Annotated in this window: 17 protein-coding genes; 3 read left to right on the top strand and 14 right to left on the bottom strand. The window is 71.3% G+C overall.

Annotation, left to right across the window (positions count from 1 at the left end; all coding sequences use genetic code 11):
• On the top strand, window positions 1-531 hold a 531-nt coding region (locus tag ACTYVM_RS29935; protein ID WP_445528958.1), incomplete at its 5' end, for a GTP-binding protein.
• A gap of 130 nt (window positions 532-661) precedes the next feature.
• On the opposite strand, the gene ACTYVM_RS29930 is transcribed toward ACTYVM_RS29935, so the two are convergent.
• The 3 genes from ACTYVM_RS29930 to ACTYVM_RS29920 form a co-directional block, all read right to left on the bottom strand.
• Entirely contained in the window at window positions 662-859 is a 198-nt protein-coding gene (locus ACTYVM_RS29930) for an acyl-CoA carboxylase epsilon subunit (protein ID WP_392307287.1), read from the bottom strand.
• A 57-nt stretch (window positions 860-916) separates the two neighbouring features.
• Complete coding sequence (locus tag ACTYVM_RS29925) at window positions 917-2500, bottom strand: acyl-CoA carboxylase subunit beta (protein WP_400034777.1); 1584 nt, start codon at window positions 2498-2500, stop codon at window positions 917-919.
• Between the two features lie 274 nt (window positions 2501-2774).
• Window positions 2775-3299 carry a hypothetical protein gene (locus ACTYVM_RS29920; RefSeq protein WP_400034779.1) on the bottom strand — a complete coding sequence of 175 codons (525 nt, stop codon included), beginning with the start codon at window positions 3297-3299 and terminating at the stop codon, window positions 2775-2777.
• 262 nt (window positions 3300-3561) lie between these two features.
• On the opposite strand from ACTYVM_RS29920, the gene ACTYVM_RS29915 reads away from it, so the two are divergent.
• On the top strand, window positions 3562-4173 hold the full coding sequence (locus ACTYVM_RS29915; RefSeq protein ID WP_445528957.1) for a YceI family protein: 612 nt from the start codon (window positions 3562-3564) through the stop codon (window positions 4171-4173).
• A 7-nt stretch (window positions 4174-4180) separates the two neighbouring features.
• Here ACTYVM_RS29915 and ACTYVM_RS29910 read toward each other — a convergent pair whose 3' ends face one another.
• On the bottom strand, window positions 4181-5695 hold the full coding sequence (locus tag ACTYVM_RS29910) for a hypothetical protein (RefSeq protein ID WP_445528956.1): 1515 nt from the start codon (window positions 5693-5695) through the stop codon (window positions 4181-4183).
• Between the two features lie 120 nt (window positions 5696-5815).
• Entirely contained in the window at window positions 5816-8833 is a 3018-nt protein-coding gene (locus ACTYVM_RS29905) for a glycoside hydrolase family 3 protein (RefSeq protein ID WP_445528955.1), read from the bottom strand.
• Between the two features lie 222 nt (window positions 8834-9055).
• On the opposite strand from ACTYVM_RS29905, the gene ACTYVM_RS29900 reads away from it, so the two are divergent.
• A complete protein-coding gene (locus ACTYVM_RS29900) occupies window positions 9056-9661 on the top strand; it encodes a GPP34 family phosphoprotein (RefSeq protein WP_445528954.1) in 606 nt (201 codons plus the stop codon).
• A gap of 22 nt (window positions 9662-9683) precedes the next feature.
• Here the strand turns inward: ACTYVM_RS29900 and cimA are convergent, their stop codons facing one another.
• The 9 genes from cimA to ACTYVM_RS29855 all read right to left on the bottom strand — a co-directional run bounded on the left by cimA (window position 9684) and on the right by ACTYVM_RS29855 (window position 20029).
• Window positions 9684-11288 (bottom strand): citramalate synthase, encoded by a 1605-nt coding sequence (gene cimA, locus ACTYVM_RS29895; protein ID WP_445528953.1) that lies wholly within the window; start codon window positions 11286-11288, stop codon window positions 9684-9686.
• A 286-nt stretch (window positions 11289-11574) separates the two neighbouring features.
• Window positions 11575-12876, bottom strand: a complete 1302-nt coding sequence (locus tag ACTYVM_RS29890) for an MFS transporter (RefSeq protein ID WP_445528952.1) — start codon at window positions 12874-12876, stop codon at window positions 11575-11577.
• Window positions 12877-12940: 64 nt separating this feature from the next.
• Window positions 12941-13567: a TetR/AcrR family transcriptional regulator gene (locus ACTYVM_RS29885; protein WP_445528951.1), complete on the bottom strand. Its 627-nt coding sequence runs from the start codon at window positions 13565-13567 to the stop codon at window positions 12941-12943.
• Between the two features lie 130 nt (window positions 13568-13697).
• Window positions 13698-14747, bottom strand: a complete 1050-nt coding sequence (locus tag ACTYVM_RS29880) for an agmatine deiminase family protein (protein WP_445528950.1) — start codon at window positions 14745-14747, stop codon at window positions 13698-13700.
• A 29-nt stretch (window positions 14748-14776) separates the two neighbouring features.
• The gene (locus tag ACTYVM_RS29875) at window positions 14777-16465 is read right to left on the bottom strand and encodes an urease subunit alpha (RefSeq protein ID WP_445528949.1); all 1689 of its coding nucleotides are present in this window, start codon (window positions 16463-16465) and stop codon (window positions 14777-14779) included.
• Entirely contained in the window at window positions 16462-17145 is a 684-nt protein-coding gene (ureA, locus tag ACTYVM_RS29870; protein ID WP_445528948.1) for an urease subunit gamma, read from the bottom strand. The genes ACTYVM_RS29875 and ureA overlap by 4 nt, the downstream gene beginning before the upstream one ends.
• 291 nt (window positions 17146-17436) lie before the next feature.
• Complete coding sequence (locus tag ACTYVM_RS29865; RefSeq protein ID WP_445528947.1) at window positions 17437-18525, bottom strand: branched-chain amino acid aminotransferase; 1089 nt, start codon at window positions 18523-18525, stop codon at window positions 17437-17439.
• Window positions 18526-18775: 250 nt separating this feature from the next.
• Complete coding sequence (locus tag ACTYVM_RS29860; protein ID WP_445528946.1) at window positions 18776-19819, bottom strand: 3-isopropylmalate dehydrogenase; 1044 nt, start codon at window positions 19817-19819, stop codon at window positions 18776-18778.
• A 78-nt stretch (window positions 19820-19897) separates the two neighbouring features.
• On the bottom strand, window positions 19898-20029 hold the full coding sequence (locus tag ACTYVM_RS29855) for a hypothetical protein (RefSeq protein ID WP_400034805.1): 132 nt from the start codon (window positions 20027-20029) through the stop codon (window positions 19898-19900).
• Window positions 20030-20063: the final 34 nt, after the last annotated feature.

Below are 20063 nucleotides of genomic sequence, written 5' to 3'. Positions count from 1 at the left end.
AAGATCGTGGTGGCGGGCGGCTTCGGCGTGGGCAAGACCACGTTCGTCGGCGCCGTCTCAGAGATCAACCCGCTGCGCACGGAGGCCGTGATGACGTCCGCTTCGGCGGGCATCGACGACCTCACCCACACCGGGGACAAGACCACCACCACGGTGGCCATGGACTTCGGCCGCATCACACTCGACCAGGACCTGATCCTGTACCTGTTCGGCACCCCCGGACAGGACCGCTTCTGGTTCATGTGGGACGACCTCGTCCGCGGCGCCATCGGCGCCATCGTCCTCGTCGACACCCGCAGGCTCGCCGACTGCTTCCCCGCCGTCGACTACTTCGAGAACAGCGGACTGCCCTTCGTCATCGCCCTCAACGGCTTCGACGGCCAGCAGCCCTACACCCCCGACGAGGTCCGCGAAGCACTCCAGATCGGCCCCGACGCCCCCATCATCACCACCGACGCCCGACACCGCGCCGACGCCAAGTCCGCCCTCATCACCCTGGTGGAACACGCCCTCATGGCCCGGCTGAGGTAGCACTCGGGACGAACCAGCAGGCGGCCCTCCCGCAAGGGAAGGGCCGCCTGCTTTTCCCCCCGCGGGTGCGCACACGACGAAGAGGGCCCCTCCGATGGGAGGGGCCCTCTTCGTCGTGCGTCAGGCCGGCCTAGCCGTGCCAGCTGTGCGGGGCGCGGAAGCCGTTCTCGCGCTCCAGCCGGCGCCAGCCGGCCTTGGCCCGGCCGCGGTGGGCCGGGGTCGTGTCGGCGGGGCGGGCCGCGGCACGGGCCAGGAGGAGGGCCGTGATGGCGGCGACCTCCTCGGGCTCGGCGTGGCCCTTCTCGACGCGGATGTCAACGTTGTCCATGGGTGTCAGTCTCCGTGGCTGAGGGGTCCGCGGGATGACCGCGGGGCGTCCGCTGGGTTACTGCGGGGGGTTGCCGTGCTTGCGGGAGGGCAGGTCGGCGTGCTTCGAGTGCAGCATCGCCAGGGACTTCACCAGGACCTCGCGGGTGTCGGCGGGGTCGATGACGTCGTCGACCAGGCCGCGCTCGGCCGCGTAGTAGGGGTGCATCAGCTCGGCCTTGTACTCCTTGACCATCTTCTGCCGCATGGCCTCGGGGTCCTCGGCCCCGGCGATCTGGCGGCGGAAGATGACGTTGGCCGCGCCCTCGGCGCCCATCACGGCGATCTCGTTCGTGGGCCAGGCGTAGGTGAGGTCGGCCCCGATCGACTGGCTGTCCATGACGATGTAGGCACCTCCGTACGCCTTGCGCAGGATCAGCGAGATCCTCGGCACGGTGGCGTTGCAGTAGGCGTAGAGCAGCTTGGCGCCGTGCCGGATGATTCCACCGTGCTCCTGGTCGACGCCGGGCAGGAAGCCGGGTACGTCCAGAAGAGTGACGATCGGGATGTTGAAGGCGTCGCACATCTGCACGAAGCGGGCGGCCTTCTCGGAGGCCTCGATGTCCAGGACACCGGCCAGGACCTGGGGCTGGTTGGCGATGATGCCGACGGCCTGGCCGTCGAGACGGGCCAGCGCGCAGATGATGTTCCGCGCCCAGCGCTCGTGGACCTCCAGGTACTCGCCGTCGTCGACGATCTCCTCGATGACCTTGGCCATGTCGTAGGGCCGGTTGCCGTCCGCCGGGACCAGGTCCAGCAGGACGTCGGAGCGGCGGTCGACCGGGTCGGTCGACTCCACCCGCGGCGGGGTCTCCCGGTTGTTCTGCGGCAGCAGCGAGAGGAGGTAGCGCACCTCGGCGATGCACGTCTCCTCGTCGTCGTAGGCGAAGTGGCACACGCCGGAGGTCTCGGCGTGCACGTCGGCGCCGCCGAGGCCGTTCTGGGTGATCTCCTCGCCGGTGACCGCCTTGACCACGTCCGGGCCGGTGATGAACATCTGCGAGGTCTCGCGCACCATGAACACGAAGTCCGTCAGCGCCGGGCTGTAGGCGGCGCCGCCGGCGCACGGGCCGAGCATCACGCTGATCTGCGGGATGACCCCGGACGCCTTGGTGTTGCGCTGGAAGATGCCGCCGTAGCCGGCCAGCGCGGAGACACCCTCCTGGATGCGGGCGCCGGCGCCGTCGTTGAGGGAGACCAGCGGGGCGCCGGCCGCGATGGCCATGTCCATGATCTTGTGGATCTTCGTGGCGTGGGCCTCGCCCAGCGCACCGCCGAAGATCCGGAAGTCGTGGGCGTAGACGAAGACCGTCCGGCCCTCCACCGTGCCCCAGCCGGTGATCACACCGTCCGTGTACGGCTTCTTGGCCTCGAGCCCGAACCCGCTGGCCCGGTGCCGGCGCAGCTGCTCGACCTCCTGGAAGGAACCCGGGTCAAGGAGCAGTTCGATCCGCTCCCGCGCGGTCAGCTTGCCCTTGGCGTGCTGCGCCGCGGTCGCCTTCTCGCTGGGGCCCGCCACCGCCTGCGCACGGATCCCGTGCAGTTCGGCGACCCGGCCGCGCGCGTCCGCCGGCTCACCCGTCGTCTCTTCCAAAACGGTCATGCAGCGACCTTACGAAGGACACCCGTGAAAGCGGGCCGTTGACTCCGTACAGTCTCCGACCCGTTTTCCTGGTGCGACCGAACAGAACCGTGGCGGCTTGCAGCTCTTCCGACTGCTCAGAGGGCTTCCGCATTGTGGGGACGTCACAAAGTCCGGGCATGGGAGCCTGCTCACATTCGGACGCGGCAGATGCCCTCGCTGGAGTGATGTGCAGACCCGGACGGCGGCGGGCTCGCACAGAGCGTAGCCGCCGTCCGGGGTGACGGGCCGCGGGTCAGCAGCCGCCGCAGTTGTAGTACAGGACGTCCCAGTGGTTGCCCTCGTCGGCGTAGATGTTGCCGGAGCCGGACTGCCACTGCGGGTAGCCGTCGCCCCGCAGGCCGATGTACGCGAAGTAGTTCTTGACGTAGTTGGTCACGCAGGTGTTCTTGCCGAAGTCGAGCTTGTAGCCGTTCCAGTGGGAGTAGGTTCCGGAGGCGTGACCGGTCTCCGTGCCACCGGTGATGTTGAGGGCGCAGCCACTGGCCCGCTTGAGGGTCTGGGCCCCTTGCGCGGTGGCGAGGTTGAGCTGGTCGAAGGACGTACAGGTCGCGACGTTGCGATTGGAGCAGCCGCCGGAGGACGACCAGGTGATGCCCACGCTGCTGAACATCTGGGTCGCGGTGGCGTGGCTGATCTTCGTGTCGGCGGAGGCCTCGGTGGCGGTGCCGATGACCGCGACTCCGGGGGCGACGACGAGGGCGAGGGCGGTGACCGCCGCGCGGGCCCTGGTGAGCTTGCCGACCTTGGTGGTCTTCATGGGGGGAACCTTCCTGCTGGTGGCCGTGCGTCCTATGGGGCGGCTGTGCAGGTGGTGCAGGGAGATAGTGCCCGAGGTCTACGCGCGTCCGCCAGAGGGCGTAGGTGAATAACCGTGCGCGATTCCGCGAACACGCACCGGATGATGTTGAAAGTCGAACGGAATAGGTCTACCGTCGTAGTCGTTCACTTCATTGAATCTTCAACATACTCGGCGCCGAGTCTCCGCGCCGAGCGACCCACCGTCCTCAAAGGAGCACCTCATGGGCATCTTCGGCCGCAAGAACGACGCCGCCGGCACCACCACCGCCACCCCCGTCGCCGTGAACCCGGACCTGGCCGCGCTCACCGGCGACTACACGATCGACCCGGCCCACTCCACGCTCGGCTTCGTCGCGCGGCACGCCATGGTCACGAACGTCAAGGGCAAGTTCAACGACTTCACCGGCACCCTGCGCCTGGACGGCACCGACCCCGCCGCCTCCACCGCGACCATCGACGTCACGATGGACAGCATCGACACGGGCTCCGCGGACCGCGACGGCCACCTGAAGAGCGCGGACTTCTTCAAGACCGAGGAGTTCCCGCAGATGACCTTCCGCTCCACCGAGGCGAAGGCCCTGGGCGGCGACGACTACCGCATCACCGGCGACCTGACCATCCTCGGCGTCACCAAGCCGCTCACCATCGACCTGGAGTTCAACGGCGCCGCCAAGGACCCGTTCGGCAACGAGCGCGTCGGCTTCGAGGGCAAGGCCGAGATCCTGCGCTCGGAGTGGGGCCTGACCTGGAACGCGGCCCTGGAGACCGGTGGCGTCCTGGTCTCCGACAAGATCAAGCTGAACTTCGACATCTCGGCCGTCAAGAACTCCTGAGCCGGGCTCAGAACCCACCCCCGAAGTCCCCGCCTCCCCCATCGAAGTCGCCGCCCCCGCCGTCACCGAAGCCGCCGCTGAAGTCACCCGGGTCGAAGTCCGCGCCCGACAGGTCGCCGCCCTGGTAGCCGTTCGCGCCGAAGTCGCCATAGCCGGTGCCGTAGTCGGCCGCGTACGACGGGGTGGCCATCATGCTGCCGAGCAGCGTGCCGACCAGGAGGCCGGGCAGCAGGCCGCCGCCGAAGTAGCCGCCCGCCCAGGGACCGTAGGCGGGGCCGGCGTCCCAGTAGGGGCGACGGCCCCCCTCGGTGTCGACCTCGCGGGCATGCGGGTCGCGGCCGTCGGCCAGGCGGACCTGGTCGGCGGCGCACACCGGGACCTGACGGGCCGCCCCGCCCGGAGGCGTCCAGGTGGCGTCGGCGACCGAGGGGCCGTGACGCGGGTCGAAGAAGCAGGGCGGGCGGCGCTCGGGCAGCGGACGGCCCTCGCGGCGCGCGGCGAGCAGGGTGAGCGAGAACCGCCCGTCCTCCAGGGCCCGGGTCACCGCCCGCACGTCCTCCGGTCTGCGGGCGTCGGCCATGTACTGCTTGGCCTGCTCGTAGGCGTCCAGCGCGCGTTCGTAGTCCGCCCGCATGGCGTCGTCGGCGCCGGCCTCCGCCGGATGGAAGTCGAGGCGGTCCAGCTCCTCGCCGAAGGCGGTGATGTCCTCGTCGACGACGACCCGCAGCTTCTCCAGCGCGCCCCGCTGCTCCGCCTCCCGACGGCTCCTGCCGCGCCGGGCGAGGGTGTACGCACCCACGCCGCCCGCCACCAGGACCACGGCGACGGTGATCAGCGCCGGGCCGGGCAGCGTGCCGCCGCGGCCGGTGTAGCCCCAGGTGGAGGGCGCCGAGCCGCCCATGGTGGTGAGGGCACGGTCGGTGAAGTCGGTGAGCTGGGTCGGGGCGCTCTCCCCCTGGACGCTGGTGACGAGGTTGCTCACGGCGGTGTGCGACAGCACCGAGGAGTCGGCGCGGGCGTCGAAGCGGTCGCCGAGGCGGACGGCGTAGGCGCCGGTGATACCGGTGGCCGTGCGCAGCTCGGTGAACAGGTTCCGCGTCGGGTAGTTCGCCGGCAGCACCGCGATGAACAAGGGCTTTCCGGCCTCCTTGATCCGCCGGGTGAGGGCGGCGGCCTCGGCGGGCGACAGCTGGGCGGACGCGGCCGGGTCGACGTAGACCGGGCTCCTGCGGAGCTCTGCGGCGATCGTGGAGACACTGGTGGCCGTCGCGGCCCGGGGCACGCCCCCGGGCGCCGTCACCCGGGGCACTCCGTCCGGCAGGACGTTCCTCACCGGTCCGTCGGGCAGGACGTTCCTGACCGGTGCGGCCACAGAACGGGTGGCTCCCGCCGTCGTCCCGGCGTCCACCGTCCCGGCCGCCGCGACGGAGGCCGGCACCGCGACCAGCACGGCGGCCGCGACCGCGGGCGCGAGGGTGAGCAGCGGACGGAGAAGGGCTCGGCCCGGGGCGACGACCTTCATACTTCGAAGCTACCCGAAGCCGGACATAACCGGCCGCTCGAAGGGGACGGTGCACGCCTGGGCGGGGGCGCCCCGCGCACCCGCGCGGCACGCCCCCGCTCACTGATCACTCATCAGTGATCACGCGGCCGTGTAAGCCTTGGTGAGCTGTTCCACCGCCGCCCCGTACCGCCCGGTCAGCAGCAGGTGATCCGCGTCGGCGAAGGGTTTCGCCACCGCCGCGCTCATCCGCCTGTCCGCCTTCTGCTGGACGATCAGCCGGGCCTTGGTGACCAGCTCGCGGCCCACGGCGTCGACGCCCACCCGCTCGGCCGCCCGTGCCGCCAGGCCCAGCGCCTTGAGCGTCGCCGTACCGCCGGCCGGGACACCGGTGAGCGTGGTCAGGCCCCAGCCGTAGGGAAACTGCGGGTCGTACGCCGTGTCGCCCACGTTGATCGGGAGCTGATCCTGCGACTTCGGCCAGGTCACCGGGAGCTGCCCGGTGAAGGGCCGGGCGCCGTAGAGCACGTCGGCCACGCCGTCGCCCTCGGTTCCCGGCAGCCAGGAGGCGACCAGGGCGTCGATCTTCCCGAGCCGGTCGCCGATGAGCTGCGGGCGCCCGGAGACGATCAGCACCACGCACTTCATGGCCCCGCACACCGTGTCCACGGCGGCCCGGTCGGCGGCCGACAGCTGGAGGTCGTGGCCGTTGCCCACGTCGCCCACACCCTCGGCGTACGGGGTCTCGCCGACGACGACCACCCCCACGTCGTGACCGGTCGTGGGCGCCGAGGCGTCCTTGGAGTAGGTGACGTTGCCGCCCGCCTTGCGCATGGCCTGGAGGATCGTCGTGCCCTGGGTGTGGGTGCCGGACTCGCCCTGCCAGGTGATGGTCCAGCCGCCGGTCTGGTTGCCGAGGTCGTCGGCGTTGGACCCGGCCACGTAGACCTTGGCCTTCTTCTTCAGCGGCAGCAGGCCGCCCTTGTTCTTCAGCAGCACCTGGGACTCGGCGGCGGCCTGCCGGGCGACGGCACGGTGGTCGGCGGACCCGATCCGCAGGGCGCCGGAGGTGTCGGCGTAGGGGTGCTCGAAGAGGCCCAGTTCGAACTTCTTGGTGAGGATCCGGGAGACCGCGTCGTCGATCCGCTGCCCGCTGATCCGCCCCGCCTTCACCTCGGCGATCAGGGTCGCCCGGAAGTCCTGGTACGCGTACGGCACCATGATCATGTCCACCCCGGCGTTGACCGACGTGCGGACCTGCGCGGCGGCGTCGCCGGGAAGCTGGTCGATGGCGGCCCAGTCGCTGATGACGAAGCCGTCGAAGCCCATGCGGTCCTTGAGCACGCCGTTGAGCAGGTCGCCGCGGGCGTGCATCTTCACCGGGCCCTGACCGTCGCCGACGACGTCCAGCGAGGAGTACGACGGCATGACCGAGCCGATGCCGCGGTCCACGGCCGTCCGGTACGGCGCCAGGTGGATGTCCTCCAGCTGCTGCCGGGTGACCCTGGTGACGCCCTGGTCGGTGGTGTAGGTGCCGGTGGTGGAGGAGCCGTACAGGGTGCCTCCGTCGCCGACGAAGTGCTTGGCGGTGGCCAGCACCTTGTCGCCACGGCTCAGGTCCCGCCCGTCCGCGCGCCCCTGGAGGCCCTGGATGACGGTCTCCATGGACTCCACCAGCGCCGGGTCCTCGCCGAAGGACTCGTAGGAGCGGCCCCAGCGTTCGTCGCGGGTGACGCACAGGCAGGGCGCGAAGTCCCAGTGGATCCCGGTGGCGCGGACCTCGCTCGCCGTCACCGCGGCGGTCTTCTCGGCCAGCCGGGGGTCACGGGTGGCGCCGATGCCGATGTTGTGCGGCATGACCGTGGCGCCGGCCAGGTTGTTGTGCCCGTGCACCGCGTCCACCCCGTAGACCAGCGGGATCTGGAAGCGGGTGGCCCGGGTGCGCAGCTGGAAGTCGTCGATCATCGTCGCCCAGGCCTGCGGGGTGTTGGGCGTGGGGGTCGAACCGCCGCCGGACAGCAGGGAGCCCAGGGCGTAGGAGGCGATGTCGCCCGGCGCGGTCATCGCCCCGCGTTCGGCCTGGGTCATCTGCCCGGCCTTCTCCTCCAGGGACATCCGGGAGAGCAGGTCCGCGACCCGCTTGCGCACCGGCAGCCTGCTGTCGAGGTACGGCAGCCCGTGCGCGTCGACGACGATCTGCCGGGTCTCCGCGGGGGCCCTGGCGCCGGTGACGGTGAACTGGAGCGGAATCGTCCCGGCGGCCTGCGCCGCCTTGGCCTTGAGCGTGGTGACCTTGACGGTGCGGGAGGTGCCGGAGGCGGTACCCGCGGGGAAGGTGAGGGTGCCGGAGACCGGGCTGTAGTCCCTGCCGGGCTCGGCGGTGCCGGTGCCGGTGCGGTAGGCGACCGTCACGGGCTCGTCGAGCGGGGCGGAGCCGGTGGTGGCGAGGGTGACCTTCACCGCGGCCGTGCCGCCCCCGGTGACCGGGTAGACGGGCGCGTCGGTGGTGACGGAGGCGCGCAGCGACTGGTCGGCCCTGCCGTACAACTGCACGTCGTCCATGGCGAATCGCCCCTTGACGCCGGTGGGCAGGGTGACGGCGTACCCCCACATCGCGGTGAGGCCGAGGACGTGGTCGATGCCGCCGACCGGCTGGTAGTCCGTGCGATAGGCGAAGTCGGTGAAGGGCAGCTCGATCTGCTTCCAGCCCGTGAAGTCGTCGGTGAAGGACGTCGTCCACAGCTCGGAGGCCTCGCCGTGCGCACCGCCGTCCTTGATCTCGAAGGCGACCTTCCGGCCGTTGTCCTGGCCCTCCCACCAGAACCGGATGCCCTGGTGGGCGGACCAGTCGTGGGCCGGCAGGTCGGCCGCGAAGTCGTGGGTGAAGCCGCCGTAACCGCTGATGTCGTACGTACCGGAGAGGACCTTGGCGCCCTCGGGTGCGTCGGAGCGCTCCACGAGCGCCAGAGTGGGCGGATCGTCGCTGTCGCCGCCCCAGGTGAAGATGCCCTCGGCGGGCTGTGCGGCGAAGGGCACCTCGCCCTCGAAACGGTCGATGGACACGGGTGCGGGGGCTGGGTCCTCGGCGGCGTGCGCCGACGCGAGCGGGATCAGGGCGGCGAGCAGACCGGCGGAGACGAGCAGGGCGGTTCTTCGCATGGGCGGACCTTCCCTCGGCTCTGGGACTTGCCTGGGTTCATGATTCACTCACGACTTAGATCACGCCTTGAGTGAACTAGCGCCCCTCGCCACCGTCAAGACCGCCCGCACGCCCCCTCCCCCACCTCACGAAGGGCGGCACACCGGGCCGGCGGCTCCCCGCGGACGTATCGTCGGGGGTGCCCCGTGCCCGACATGACCATCCCGACCAGGAGCGCCGGCATGACCACACCCCGGGACCTGTTGATCATCAGCATGGACGTGCCGTCCGAGCGCCCCGTCGAGCAGGGCGACCTGTCGCTCGCGCTGGCGGGTGCCGAACTGGCCGACCTCCTCGCCGCCGGGGCCGCCGGCCTGGACGGCGACCGCATCGTGCCGCTCCCCCGGCGGGACACCGGGGACCGGCTCCTGGACCAGGCGGCGGCGGCGCTCAGGGAGCGGACGCCGCACGAGTCCGTCGAGGACTGGCTGTGGCGCCGCGGCGAGGGTCTGGCCGCCGCCTACCACGACGCCCTGGACGCACAGGGGCAGCTCACCGGGCGACGGCACCGCTGGATGCCCGCCCGCGGGGACCGGGAGGCGCCCGCCGGCACACCGGCGCGGCGCGAGGCCGCCGAGCGCTGGGCCTCCGGCGACCCCGTCATCGCCGGTCTCGCGGCCGCCGTGGGCATCGAGGCCGAGCCGGGTGCCCCGCTCACCGCCCCGGACGACGACGCCCTGGTCACCGTGCTGGCCACCGTCAACGACGCGGTGACGGAGCTGGAGGCCGTACGGCAGCGGCGGCGCATCGAGAACGCGGCCTTCGACAACATCTGGCGCGCTCCCTGACGGGAGCGCGCCGCTCCACCGGCTACCGCGCGGGTTCCACGCCGGCGCGCAGCAGGCCGTAGGTGTACGCGTCCTCCAGGGCCTGCCAGGAGGCCGCGATCACGTTGTCGGCCACGCCCACCGTGGACCACTCGCCCTGACCGTCCGAGGTGGAGATCAGGACGCGGGTGGTCGAGGAGGTGCCGTGCTTGCCCTCCAGGATGCGGACCTTGTAGTCGACCAGGCCGAGGGAGGCGAGCGAGGGGTAGATCTTCTCCAGGGCCACGCGCAGGGCGCGGTCCAGGGCGTTGACCGGGCCGTTGCCCTCGGCGGTGGCGACGATGCGCTCGCTCTTGGCCCACAGCTTGACCGTGGCCTCGTTGGCGTGGGTGCCGTCGGGGCGGTCCTCGACGATGGCCCGCCAGGACTCGACGTCGAAGTACCTCAGCGGCCTGCCCTCGACCTCGGCGCGCAGCAGCAGTTCGAAGCTCGCGTCCGCCGCCTCGTAGGTGTAGCCCTTGAGCTCGCGCTCCTTGACCCGCTCGACCACGCGGCCGACCAGTTCGCGGTCGCCGCCGAGGTCGATGCCGAGTTCCTTGCCCTTGAGCTCGATGGAGGCCCGGCCGGCCATGTCGGAGACCAGCATGCGCATCGTGTTGCCGACCTGCTCGGGGTCGATGTGCTGGTACAGGTCCGGGTCGACCTTGATGGCGGAGGCGTGCAGACCGGCCTTGTGGGCGAAGGCGGAAACACCCACATAGGGCTGGTGGGTGGAGGGCGTGAGGTTGACGACCTCGGCGATGGCGTGCGAGATGCGGGTCGTCTCCCGCAGCCGGCCCTCGGGCAGCACCCGCTTGCCGTACTTCAGCTCCAGGGCCGCGACCACCGGGAAGAGGTTGGCGTTGCCGACCCGCTCGCCGTAGCCGTTGGCCGTGCACTGCACGTGGGTGGCGCCGGCGTCCACGGCCGCGAGGGTGTTGGCGACCGCGCAGCCGGTGTCGTCCTGGGCGTGGATGCCGAGGCGGGCGCCGGTGTCCGCGAGGACGGTGGAGACGACCGCGTGGACCTGGGCGGGCAGCATGCCGCCGTTGGTGTCGCAGAGGATCACCACGTCCGCGCCGGCCTCCGCGGCGGTGCGGACGACGGCCTTGGCGTAGTGGGGGTTGGCGCGGTAGCCGTCGAAGAAGTGCTCGCAGTCGACGAAGACCCGGCGGCCCTCGGCGCGCAGGTGGGAGACGGTGTCGCGGACCATCTCCAGGTTCTCCTCCAGCGTGGTGCGCAGCGCCAGCTCCACGTGGCGGTCGTGCGCTTTGGCGACCAGGGTGATCACCTCGGCGCCGGATTCCAGCAGCGCCCTGACCTGGGGGTCGTCCGCGGCCTTGCCGCCGGCCCGCCGGGTCGCGCCGAAGGCCACCAGCTGGGCGTTCCTGAAGTCGATCTCCTGCTGGGCGCGGGCGAAGAACTCGGTGTCCCGCGGGTTCGCGCCGGGCCAGCCGCCCTCGATGAAGCCCACGCCGAAGTCGTCCAGGTGCCGAGCGATGGCCAGCTTGTCGGCGACCGTGAGGTTGATCCCCTCGCGCTGGGCGCCGTCGCGCAGGGTGGTGTCGAAGACGTGGAACGAATCGTCGAGCTGGCTGGTTGCGGTCATGGTCTCAAGGCTCCTGTTTTGCAATCTCGGTCTTGCCGTCAATGACCGGCTCCACCGTCCCCCCAATAGTCCCTCGCGCGGCGGTCCCGGCTGTGGGTGGGCCAGGAAAACGAAAGACCCCTCGCGGGTGCGAGAGGTCTGCGCGCGGGTCGAGGACGACGATGGCCGCCCGTACCTGGTCGTACGTGGCGGTCACTGCGGACCGGCGCGCCTGCTGCCCATAATCATGGCGGACGAGAGCACGGGGGCAGTCTGGCACAGTCCCGCCCCCTTCGGACATCGCGTCTCAGGATGCGGGCGTCAGCCTGGACGCCTCGGCGTCCTTCATCCGCGTCAGATCCAGGTCCCTGGTCTCCCGCATGGTGATGTACACCACGAGCGAGACGGCCGCGCAGGCCGCCACGTACCAGAAGAATCCGGACTCCGCGCCGGCGTTCTTGAACCACAGGGCGACGTATTCCGCGGTACCGCCGAACAGGGCGTTGGCGAGAGCGTAGGGCAGGGCGACACCGAGCGCGCGCACGCCCGTGGGGAACAGTTCCGCCTTCACGCACGCGTTGATCGAGGTGTATCCGGTGACCACGACCAGGGCCGGCAGGGACAGCCCGAGCGCCGGCCAGAAGCTGTCCGCGCGCCGCAGCAGGGTCATGATCGGCACGGTCAGGACCGTCGAGCCGACGGCGAAGGTGATCAGCAGGGGCCGGCGGCCGATCCGGTCGGACAGGCGCCCGGCGAGCGGCTGGAGACAGGCGAAGACGATCAACGCGGTGAAGGAGACGAGGGTGGCGGTCTGCTTGGGCAGGCCCGCGGAGTTCGACAGGTACTTCGTCAGGTAGGTGGTGTACGTGTAGTAGGCCACGGTGCCGCCCATGGTCAGGGCCATCACCAGGAACACCTCCCGCTTGTGCCGCCACAGCGCGCGCAGGGTGCCGCGCTCCTCGCCACCGGTGGCACCGGCCTCGTACACCTCGGTCTCCAGCATGCTGCGGCGCAGGTAGAACACCACGGCCGCGCCGAGCGCGCCGACCACGAACGGGATGCGCCACCCGTAGCTGTGCAGGGCCTCGTCGGACATGGTGCGCTGGAGCAGGATCTGCAGGCCGAGGCCGAGGATCTGGCCGGCGGTCATGGACACGTACTGGAAGCTGGAGGCGAAGCCGCGGTGGCTGGGGGCGGAGGCCTCGGTGAGATAGGTGGCGCTCGCCGCGTACTCGCCGCCCACGGACAGTCCCTGGAGCAGGCGCGCGGCGAGCAGCACTAGGGCGCCGCCGTAGCCGGCGACGGCGTAGGTCGGTGCCACGGCGATGAGGACGGCGGACGCCGACATGAGGGTGACGGTCAGGGTCAGCGCGGCCTTGCGGCCCTTTCGGTCGCCGACCCTGCCGAGCAGCCAGCCGCCGACCGGGCGCATGAAGAAGCCGACGGCGAAGATGCCCGCGGTGTTCATGAGCTGGGCGGTCGGGTTCCCGTCGGGGAAGAACGCCCCGGCGAAGTAGGTGGCGAAGCTGGCGTAGACGAACCAGTCGTACCACTCCACCATGTTCCCGGCCGAACCGATCCAGATCTTCTTCCAGTGCTGTCGTCCCATGAGCCCTCACTGCCCCGGCCGGGCGGTGGGGACGCGTGGGAATCGGCCAGTCGGAGGGGAGGGTTCAGGCCTCCGTCGGCGTCGGCCCGCCCAGCGCGTCGTCGATGAACTCCTGTACGTGGCTCATGACTTGGGCCCGGTCGGTGCCGCGCAGCCCGATCGCGACGTGGATGGAGAAGCCGTCGAGCAGGGCGCGCAGCCGGGCGGCGAAGCGGTCGGCGTCGACCGGCCGGAACTCGCCGCGCGAGCCGCCCTCGGCGACCAGCGCGGCCAGGTCCCGGTGCCAGGCGCCCTCGATGGCGGCCTGCCGGTCGCGGGCGTCCTCGCCGGCGTTCAGCGAGCGGTTCCAGACCTCCAGCCACAGCGTCCAGTGCGGGTCGCGGTGGCCGTCCGGCACATACAGGTCGACGTAGGCGTCGAGGCGTTCGCGGACCGGGGCGGCACGGGTCAGCAGCCGGCCGCGCTCGGCCCCGAGCCGGCTCTCGCTCCACTCCAGCGTCTGGAGCAGCAGTTCGTCCTTGGAGCGGAAGTAGTACAGCAGATGACCGCTGCTCATCCCGACCTCGCGGCCGAGCGCGGCCATGGTGAGCTGTTCCAGACCGCGCTCGGCGATCATCTCCATGGCGGCGGCGAGCACCTCCTCACGCGGCGGCGCGGGAGTACGCCTGCGGGGCGCCGGGGCGGTGCTCATGCCGTGCCCCCGGGGCCGGCGGTCGGCGGGGCGGGCGGCGGCTCGGAGACGGGGCGGGTGCGGGCCGCACAGACCAGTACGTTCACTCGTACGTTCTACCTGACTGTCCTCTGCCGGACGACCGTCTCCTCTATCCGACGACGGTCTTCGGCTGCTGCTGGGTGATGCAGTGGATGCCTCCGCCGCCGGCGAAGACGGCGCGGGCGTCGACCTGGGTCACCGTGCGGTCGGGAAAGAGCCGGCGGAAGATGCCGGCCGCGTGCTCGTCGCGCGGGTCGTCGAAGCCGCACAGGACGACGCCGCCGTTGCAGAGGTAGTGGTTGATGTAGGAGTAGTCGGCCCAGTGCCCGTCGGCCTCCAGGACGGTGGGGGCGGGGACTTCGACGACCTCCAGGGGGCGGCCCTCCGCGTCGGTGGCCGACTTCAGGACGCCGATGACCTCCTTGGTGACCTCGTGGTCGGGGTGGGCCGGGTCCGGCTGGTGGTGGGCGACGACGACGCCGGGGCGGGCGAAGGCGGCCACGATGTCGACGTGGCCGAGGGTGCCGTAGCCGTAGGGAGGGTAGTCACCGGTCAGGCCGCGCGGCAGCCAGATCGCCTTGCGGGTGCCGAGGTGGGCGTGGATCTCCGCCTCGACCTGCTCCTTCGTCCAGTGCGGGTTGCGCTCGGGGCCGAGCTGCACGGTCTCGGTCAGCAGGACCGTGCCCTCGCCGTCGACATGGATCCCGCCGCCCTCGTTGACGAGCGAGGAGGTGTACGTCTTCGCGCCCGCGAGGTCCGAGACATACGAGGCGATCTTCGCGTCGTGCTCCCAGCGGGCCCAGTCCTGTGCTCCCCAGCCGTTGAACGTCCAGTCCACGGCGGCGAGTTCACCCGCGCCGTCGGTCAGGAAGGTGGGGCCGATGTCGCGCATCCAGGCGTCGTCCAGATCGCGTTCGACGGTGTCGACGCCCTCCCCCAGGAGGGTGCGGGCCTCGGCCGACTGGCCGGGGCCGCAGACCACCGTCACCGGCTCGAATTGGCGCACGGCACGGGCCACCGACGCCCAGGCGGCCCGGGAGGCGGCGACGTCGTCGGCGGTGTCGAAGGTCGGGTTGGGGCCCGGCCACGCCATCCAGGTGCGCTCGTGCGGCGCCCACTCGGCGGGCATCCGGAAGCCGTCGGCGGCGGGGGTGTTCATGTCGGGGGTCCTCGCAGAGGTCACGGAGGTCACAGGAAGTACAGGCGGTTGAGGGAGACCGAGTCGGCGGGCTCGGAGCGGACCGGCTCGCCGTCCAGGGTGACCAGGCCGGTGCGCTGGTCGACGTCGACGGATCCGGTACGGGAGTTGAGGCGCAGGTCGGCGGGGCCGATGCCGCGGGTGCCGCGCACGGCGACCCGGCGCCGCCGGGTGGGCATCGTGTCGTGGCCCTGGTCCACGGCGGCCTGGGCGACGAACGCGACCGAGATCTCGGCCGGGGTGGCGCCGTGCGCACCGAACTGCGGTCCCAGCACCAGGGGTTCGCAGGTGTCCGTGGCCGCGTTGGGGTCGCCGACCACACCGTAGGCGGGGAAGCCCGCCTTGAGGACGAGTTGCGGCTTGGCGCCGAAGAACTCGGGGCGCCACAGCACGATGTCGGCCAGTTTGCCGGTCTCGATCGAGCCGACCTCGTGGGCCAGGCCGTGCGCGATGGCGGGGTTGATCGTCAGCTTGGCGATGTAGCGGAGGACGCGCGCGTTGTCGTCGTCCGGGCCGTCCCCCTCGACCGGGCCCAGCTCCGCCTTCATCTTCCCGGCCATGGCGAAGGTGCGGCGCACGGTCTCGCCGGCCCGGCCCATGCCCTGGGCGTCGGAGGAGGTGATGCCGATCGCGCCCACGTCGTGCAGCACGTCCTCGGCACCCATGGTCCCGGCGCGGATGCGGTCGCGGGCCATGGCGGCGTCACCGGGCAGGTCGGTCTTGAGGTCGTGGACGGAGACGATCATGCCGTAGTGCTCGGCGACCGCGTCCCGGCCGAACGGCAGGGTGGGGTTGGTGGAGGAGCCGATGACGTTCGGGACCCCGGCCATCTTCAGCACGTTGGGGACGTGTCCGCCGCCGCAGCCCTCGATGTGGAAGGCGTGGATCGTGCGGCCCTCCAGGACCCGCAGGGTGTCCTCGACCGACAGGCACTCGTTCAGTCCGTCGCTGTGCAGGGCGACTTGTACGTCGTGCTCCTCGGCGACCCGCAGGGCGGTGTCGAGGGCGCGGGTGTGGGCGCCCATGTCCTCGTGCACCTTGAAGCCCGAGGCGCCGCCCTCGGCCAGCGCCTCGACGAGCGGGGCGGCGTGCGAGGACGAACCACGGCCCAGGAAGCCGATGTTGACCGGCCAGGCGTCGAAGGCGCCGAACGCGTGCCGCAGCGCCCACGGCGAGTTGACGCCCACGCCCCACACCGGCCCGAACTCCTGGCCGATGATGGTGGTCACGCCGGAGGCGAGCGAGGCCTCCATGATGCGCGGCGACAGCAGGTGCACATGGGTATCGACGGCGCCGGCGGTGGCGATCAGCCCCTCTCCGGAGACGATCGTGGTGCCGGTTCCGACGACGACGTCGACACCGTCGAGGGTGTCGGGGTTCCCGGCCCGCCCGATGGACTGGATCCGGCCCTCGCGGATGCCGATGGAGACCTTGCGGATGCCCTGCGCGGCGTCGATGACGACGACGTTGCTGATCACGACGTCGCAGGTCTCACGGACCGCCGCCGCCTTGAGGTGCAGTCCGTCCCGGGCGGTCTTGCCGAAGCCGGCGAGGAACTCGTCGCCGTACCGCTGCGCGTCGGACTCGACCCGGACCACGAGCCCGGAGTCGCCGAGGCGGACGCGGTCACCGGCCCGCGGGCCATGGGTGGCCGCGTACGCGTACGGGTCGATGCTCATCGGTCGGCTCCCAGGTATCCGCAGGCGGCGGCCCGGCGCAGGGCCTCTTGCTTCGCCCCCGGCGCGTCCAGGGGCCCGTCGACGAGGCCGGCGAAGCCGATCGCGACCCGCGCGCCGCCGATCGGCACGAGGCCGACCTCGACGCTCTCCCCCGGCCCGAACCGCACGGACGATCCGGCGGGCACCGCGAGCCGCATGCCGTAGGCCCGCTCACGCGGGAAGTCCAGGCGCGGGTTGACCTCGAAGAAGTGGAAGTGCGAGGTGACGGAGACCGGCACGGACGCGGTGTTGGTGACCGTGAGCCGCACGGCCGCCTCCGGCTCGGTGTGCTCCGGTCCCGGCAGCAGGGCACCCGGGCCCCGGTCGCCCAGCCCGCCCCCGGCGATCGGGTCGGAGACCACCGCGAGGCGTGAGCCGTCGTCGAAGACGGCCTCGACATGGACCTCGGTGACCACGTCCGCCACGCCGGGCAGGACGTCGTCCGGGCCGAGCACCGTACGAGCGCGTTCGATCGCCTCGGCGAGCCGGGCGCCGTCGCGGGCGGCCTCGCACACCGTGTCGGCTATCAGGGCGGTGGCCTCGGGCACGTTGAGCCTCAGGCCGCGGGCCTTGCGGGCGCGGGCCAGTTCGGCGGCGCCGAACAGCAGCAGCCGGTCACGCTCGGTGGGGGTCAGTCTCACGCCGCGGCGCCTCCTTGCTCCTCACATTAGAGCAACACTCTAAAGGTGGAATCCGCGGAAAGGAACCGTTGACGGCGAAGCACTCCGAGGCCGCATTGAGCGTCGCTCCAATCTCCGGACAGTCGGAGGTGGCTGACCGAAACCGGCGGGACCCCTGAACGGCAGTTCCCCGCCCGCCGGTTCGCGAAGTCGGCGAACCGGCGGACGGGGAACAGGGATCGGCGAACGAGGAACAGCGAACGGGGAAGGGGAACGGGAGGCGGCCGGTCCGGCGAAGCGCCGGGCAGGCGCCTACGCCAGCGCGTGCATCCAGTCGTGCTTGTCCTCGGTGACGCCGCGCTGGATGTCCAGCAGGGCCCGGCGCAGCCTCATCGTGACCTCGCCGGGCTCGCCGCCCGACTGCTTCCACTCGGCGCCCGCGCGCTTGACCGTGCCGACCGGGGTGATGACGGCGGCCGTGCCGCAGGCGAAGACCTCCGTCAGCGTGCCGTTCTCGGAGTCGCGCTGCCACTGCTCGATGGAGACGCGGGCCTCCTCGGACTCGTAGCCGAGGTCGCGGGCGACCGCCAGCAGCGAGTCACGGGTGACGCCCTCCAGGATCGAACCGCTCAGGGACGGGGTGACGATCCTGTCGCCGTAGACGAAGTACAGGTTCATGCCGCCGAGTTCCTCGACCCACTTGTGCTCCACGGCGTCGAGGTAGCAGACCTGGTCGCAGCCCTCGGCGGCGGCCTCGGCCTGGGCGAGCAGGGAGGCCGCGTAGTTGCCGCCCGTCTTGGCGTCGCCCATGCCGCCGGGGACCGCGCGGACGCGGTCCTCGGAGGCCCAGATGGAGACGGGCTTCACGCCGCCCGGGAAGTACGCGCCGGCCGGGGAGGCGATCACGAGGAACAGGTACTCGTTGGCGGGCTTGACGCCCAGCCCGACCTCGGTGGCGATCATGAACGGGCGCAGGTACAGGGACTCCTCGCCGCCGTGCGCCGGCACCCACGCCTTGTCCTGCCGGACCAGGGCGTCGCAGGCCTCGATGAACGTCTCGACGGGCAGCTCGGGCATGGCCAGGCGGCGGGAGGACGCCTGGAAGCGCCTGGCGTTCTTCTCCGGCCGGAAGGTGGCGACCGAGCCGTCGGGCTGGCGGTAGGCCTTCAGGCCCTCGAAGATCTCCTGCGCGTAGTGCAGGACGTGCGTGGCGGGGTCGAGGGAGATCGGCGCGTACGGGACGAGCTGGCCGTCGTGCCAGCCCCGGCCCTCCGTCCACCTGATCGTCACCATGTGGTCGGTGAAGTGGCGGCCGAATCCGGGGTTGGCCAGGATCGCCTCCCGCTCCGCATCGGAGAGCGGGTTGGCCGAAGGCTTGAGCTCGATCGTGGGCGTCGTCATGAGTGAGTGTCCTTCACCGAGTTGTTGTGACAGGCCGCGCTCACGCCCGTACGGCCGGTGGCCTGTGCTAGGACGTCCGAGCATTCCCTCATACCGCGGCTCCGCGTCCGATTATCACGCGGAGCCGACGGCGGAAGAAAACGGGGTGAATGCGGCCCAGGTACTGATGGTGGCACCCGGCGGCGGACAGGGGGAAGCCGCCGGGCGCTTATGCGACCCGACGGCTTCGAAGATTTCGAGTGCGGCCAGGTCAGCCCGCTACTCGTACGCGGAGCGCGTCGCCGATCTCGGCGGTCGAGCGCGCGGGCAGCGCGCCGCGCTCCGCGAGGTCGGCGCAGACGGCGTCCTCGATCCGGGTCGCCTCGGACTCGTAGCCGAGGTGGCGCAGGAGCAGGGCGACGGACAGGACCGTGGCGGTGGGGTCGGCCTTGCCCTGACCTGCGATGTCCGGGGCCGAGCCGTGGACCGGCTCGAACATGGACGGGAACTCGCCGCTCGGGTTGATGTTCCCGGAGGCGGCGACGCCGATGCCGCCGGAGACGGCCGCGGCGAGGTCGGTGATGATGTCGCCGAAGAGGTTGTCGGTGACGATGACGTCGAACCGCTCGGGCTGGGTCACCAGGTAGATGGTGGCCGCGTCGACGTGGATGTACTCGGTGGTGACCTCGGGGTACTCCTCGGCCACCTTGTTGAAGATGTTCGTCCACAGGTGGCCCGCGAAGGTCAGCACGTTGTTCTTGTGGACGAGCGTGAGCTTCTTGCGCGGACGGGCCTGGGCGCGGGCGAAGGCGTCGCGGACCACGCGCTCGACACCGAAGGCCGTGTTGACGGAGACCTCGGTGGCGACCTCGTGCTCGGTGCCCTTGCGGATGGTGCCGCCGTTGCCCGTGTACGGGCCCTCGGTGCCCTCGCGGACGACGACGAAGTCGATCTGCGGGTCGCCCGCGAGCGGGGTGGCGACACCGGGCAGGAGCCTGCTCGGGCGCAGGTTGACGTGGTGGTCGAAGGCGAAGCGGAGCTTGAGCAGGAAGCCGCGCTCCAGGACGCCGGAGGGCACCGACGGGTCGCCGATGGCACCGAGCAGGATGGCGTCGTGCCGCGCCAGCTGCTCCAGGTCGGCGTCGGTGAGGGTCTCGCCGGTGGCGTGGTAGCGCCGGGCACCGAAGTCGTACTCCTTGGTCTCCAGCTTCACATCCTGCGGGAGGGCGGCGGACAGGACCTTCAGGCCCTCGGCCACGACTTCCTGGCCGATTCCGTCGCCGGGGATCACTGCGAGATCGATGCTGCGAGACATGCCGGCACCCTACTCCTCGTCCCATGAGCTGACATGGAGCGTCCGCGATCCGGACACCCGGGGACCGCCTCCCCGGCCTCAGTGACCCGTCTGGCCACCGTTGTCACGGCGGTCGAGGGCACGCTGGAGGGCGGCTGCGGCGTTCTTGCGGTCGGACTCGCCGGCACGGGAGGTGTGACGGACACGGCGGCGCAGAGCGGTTGCGGCCATGGGGAACCAACTCCTTCGGCACACGTGGAGTGCG

The organism is Streptomyces cyslabdanicus, assembly GCF_052663305.1.
This window is presented reverse-complemented; position numbering and strand designations above follow the sequence as displayed.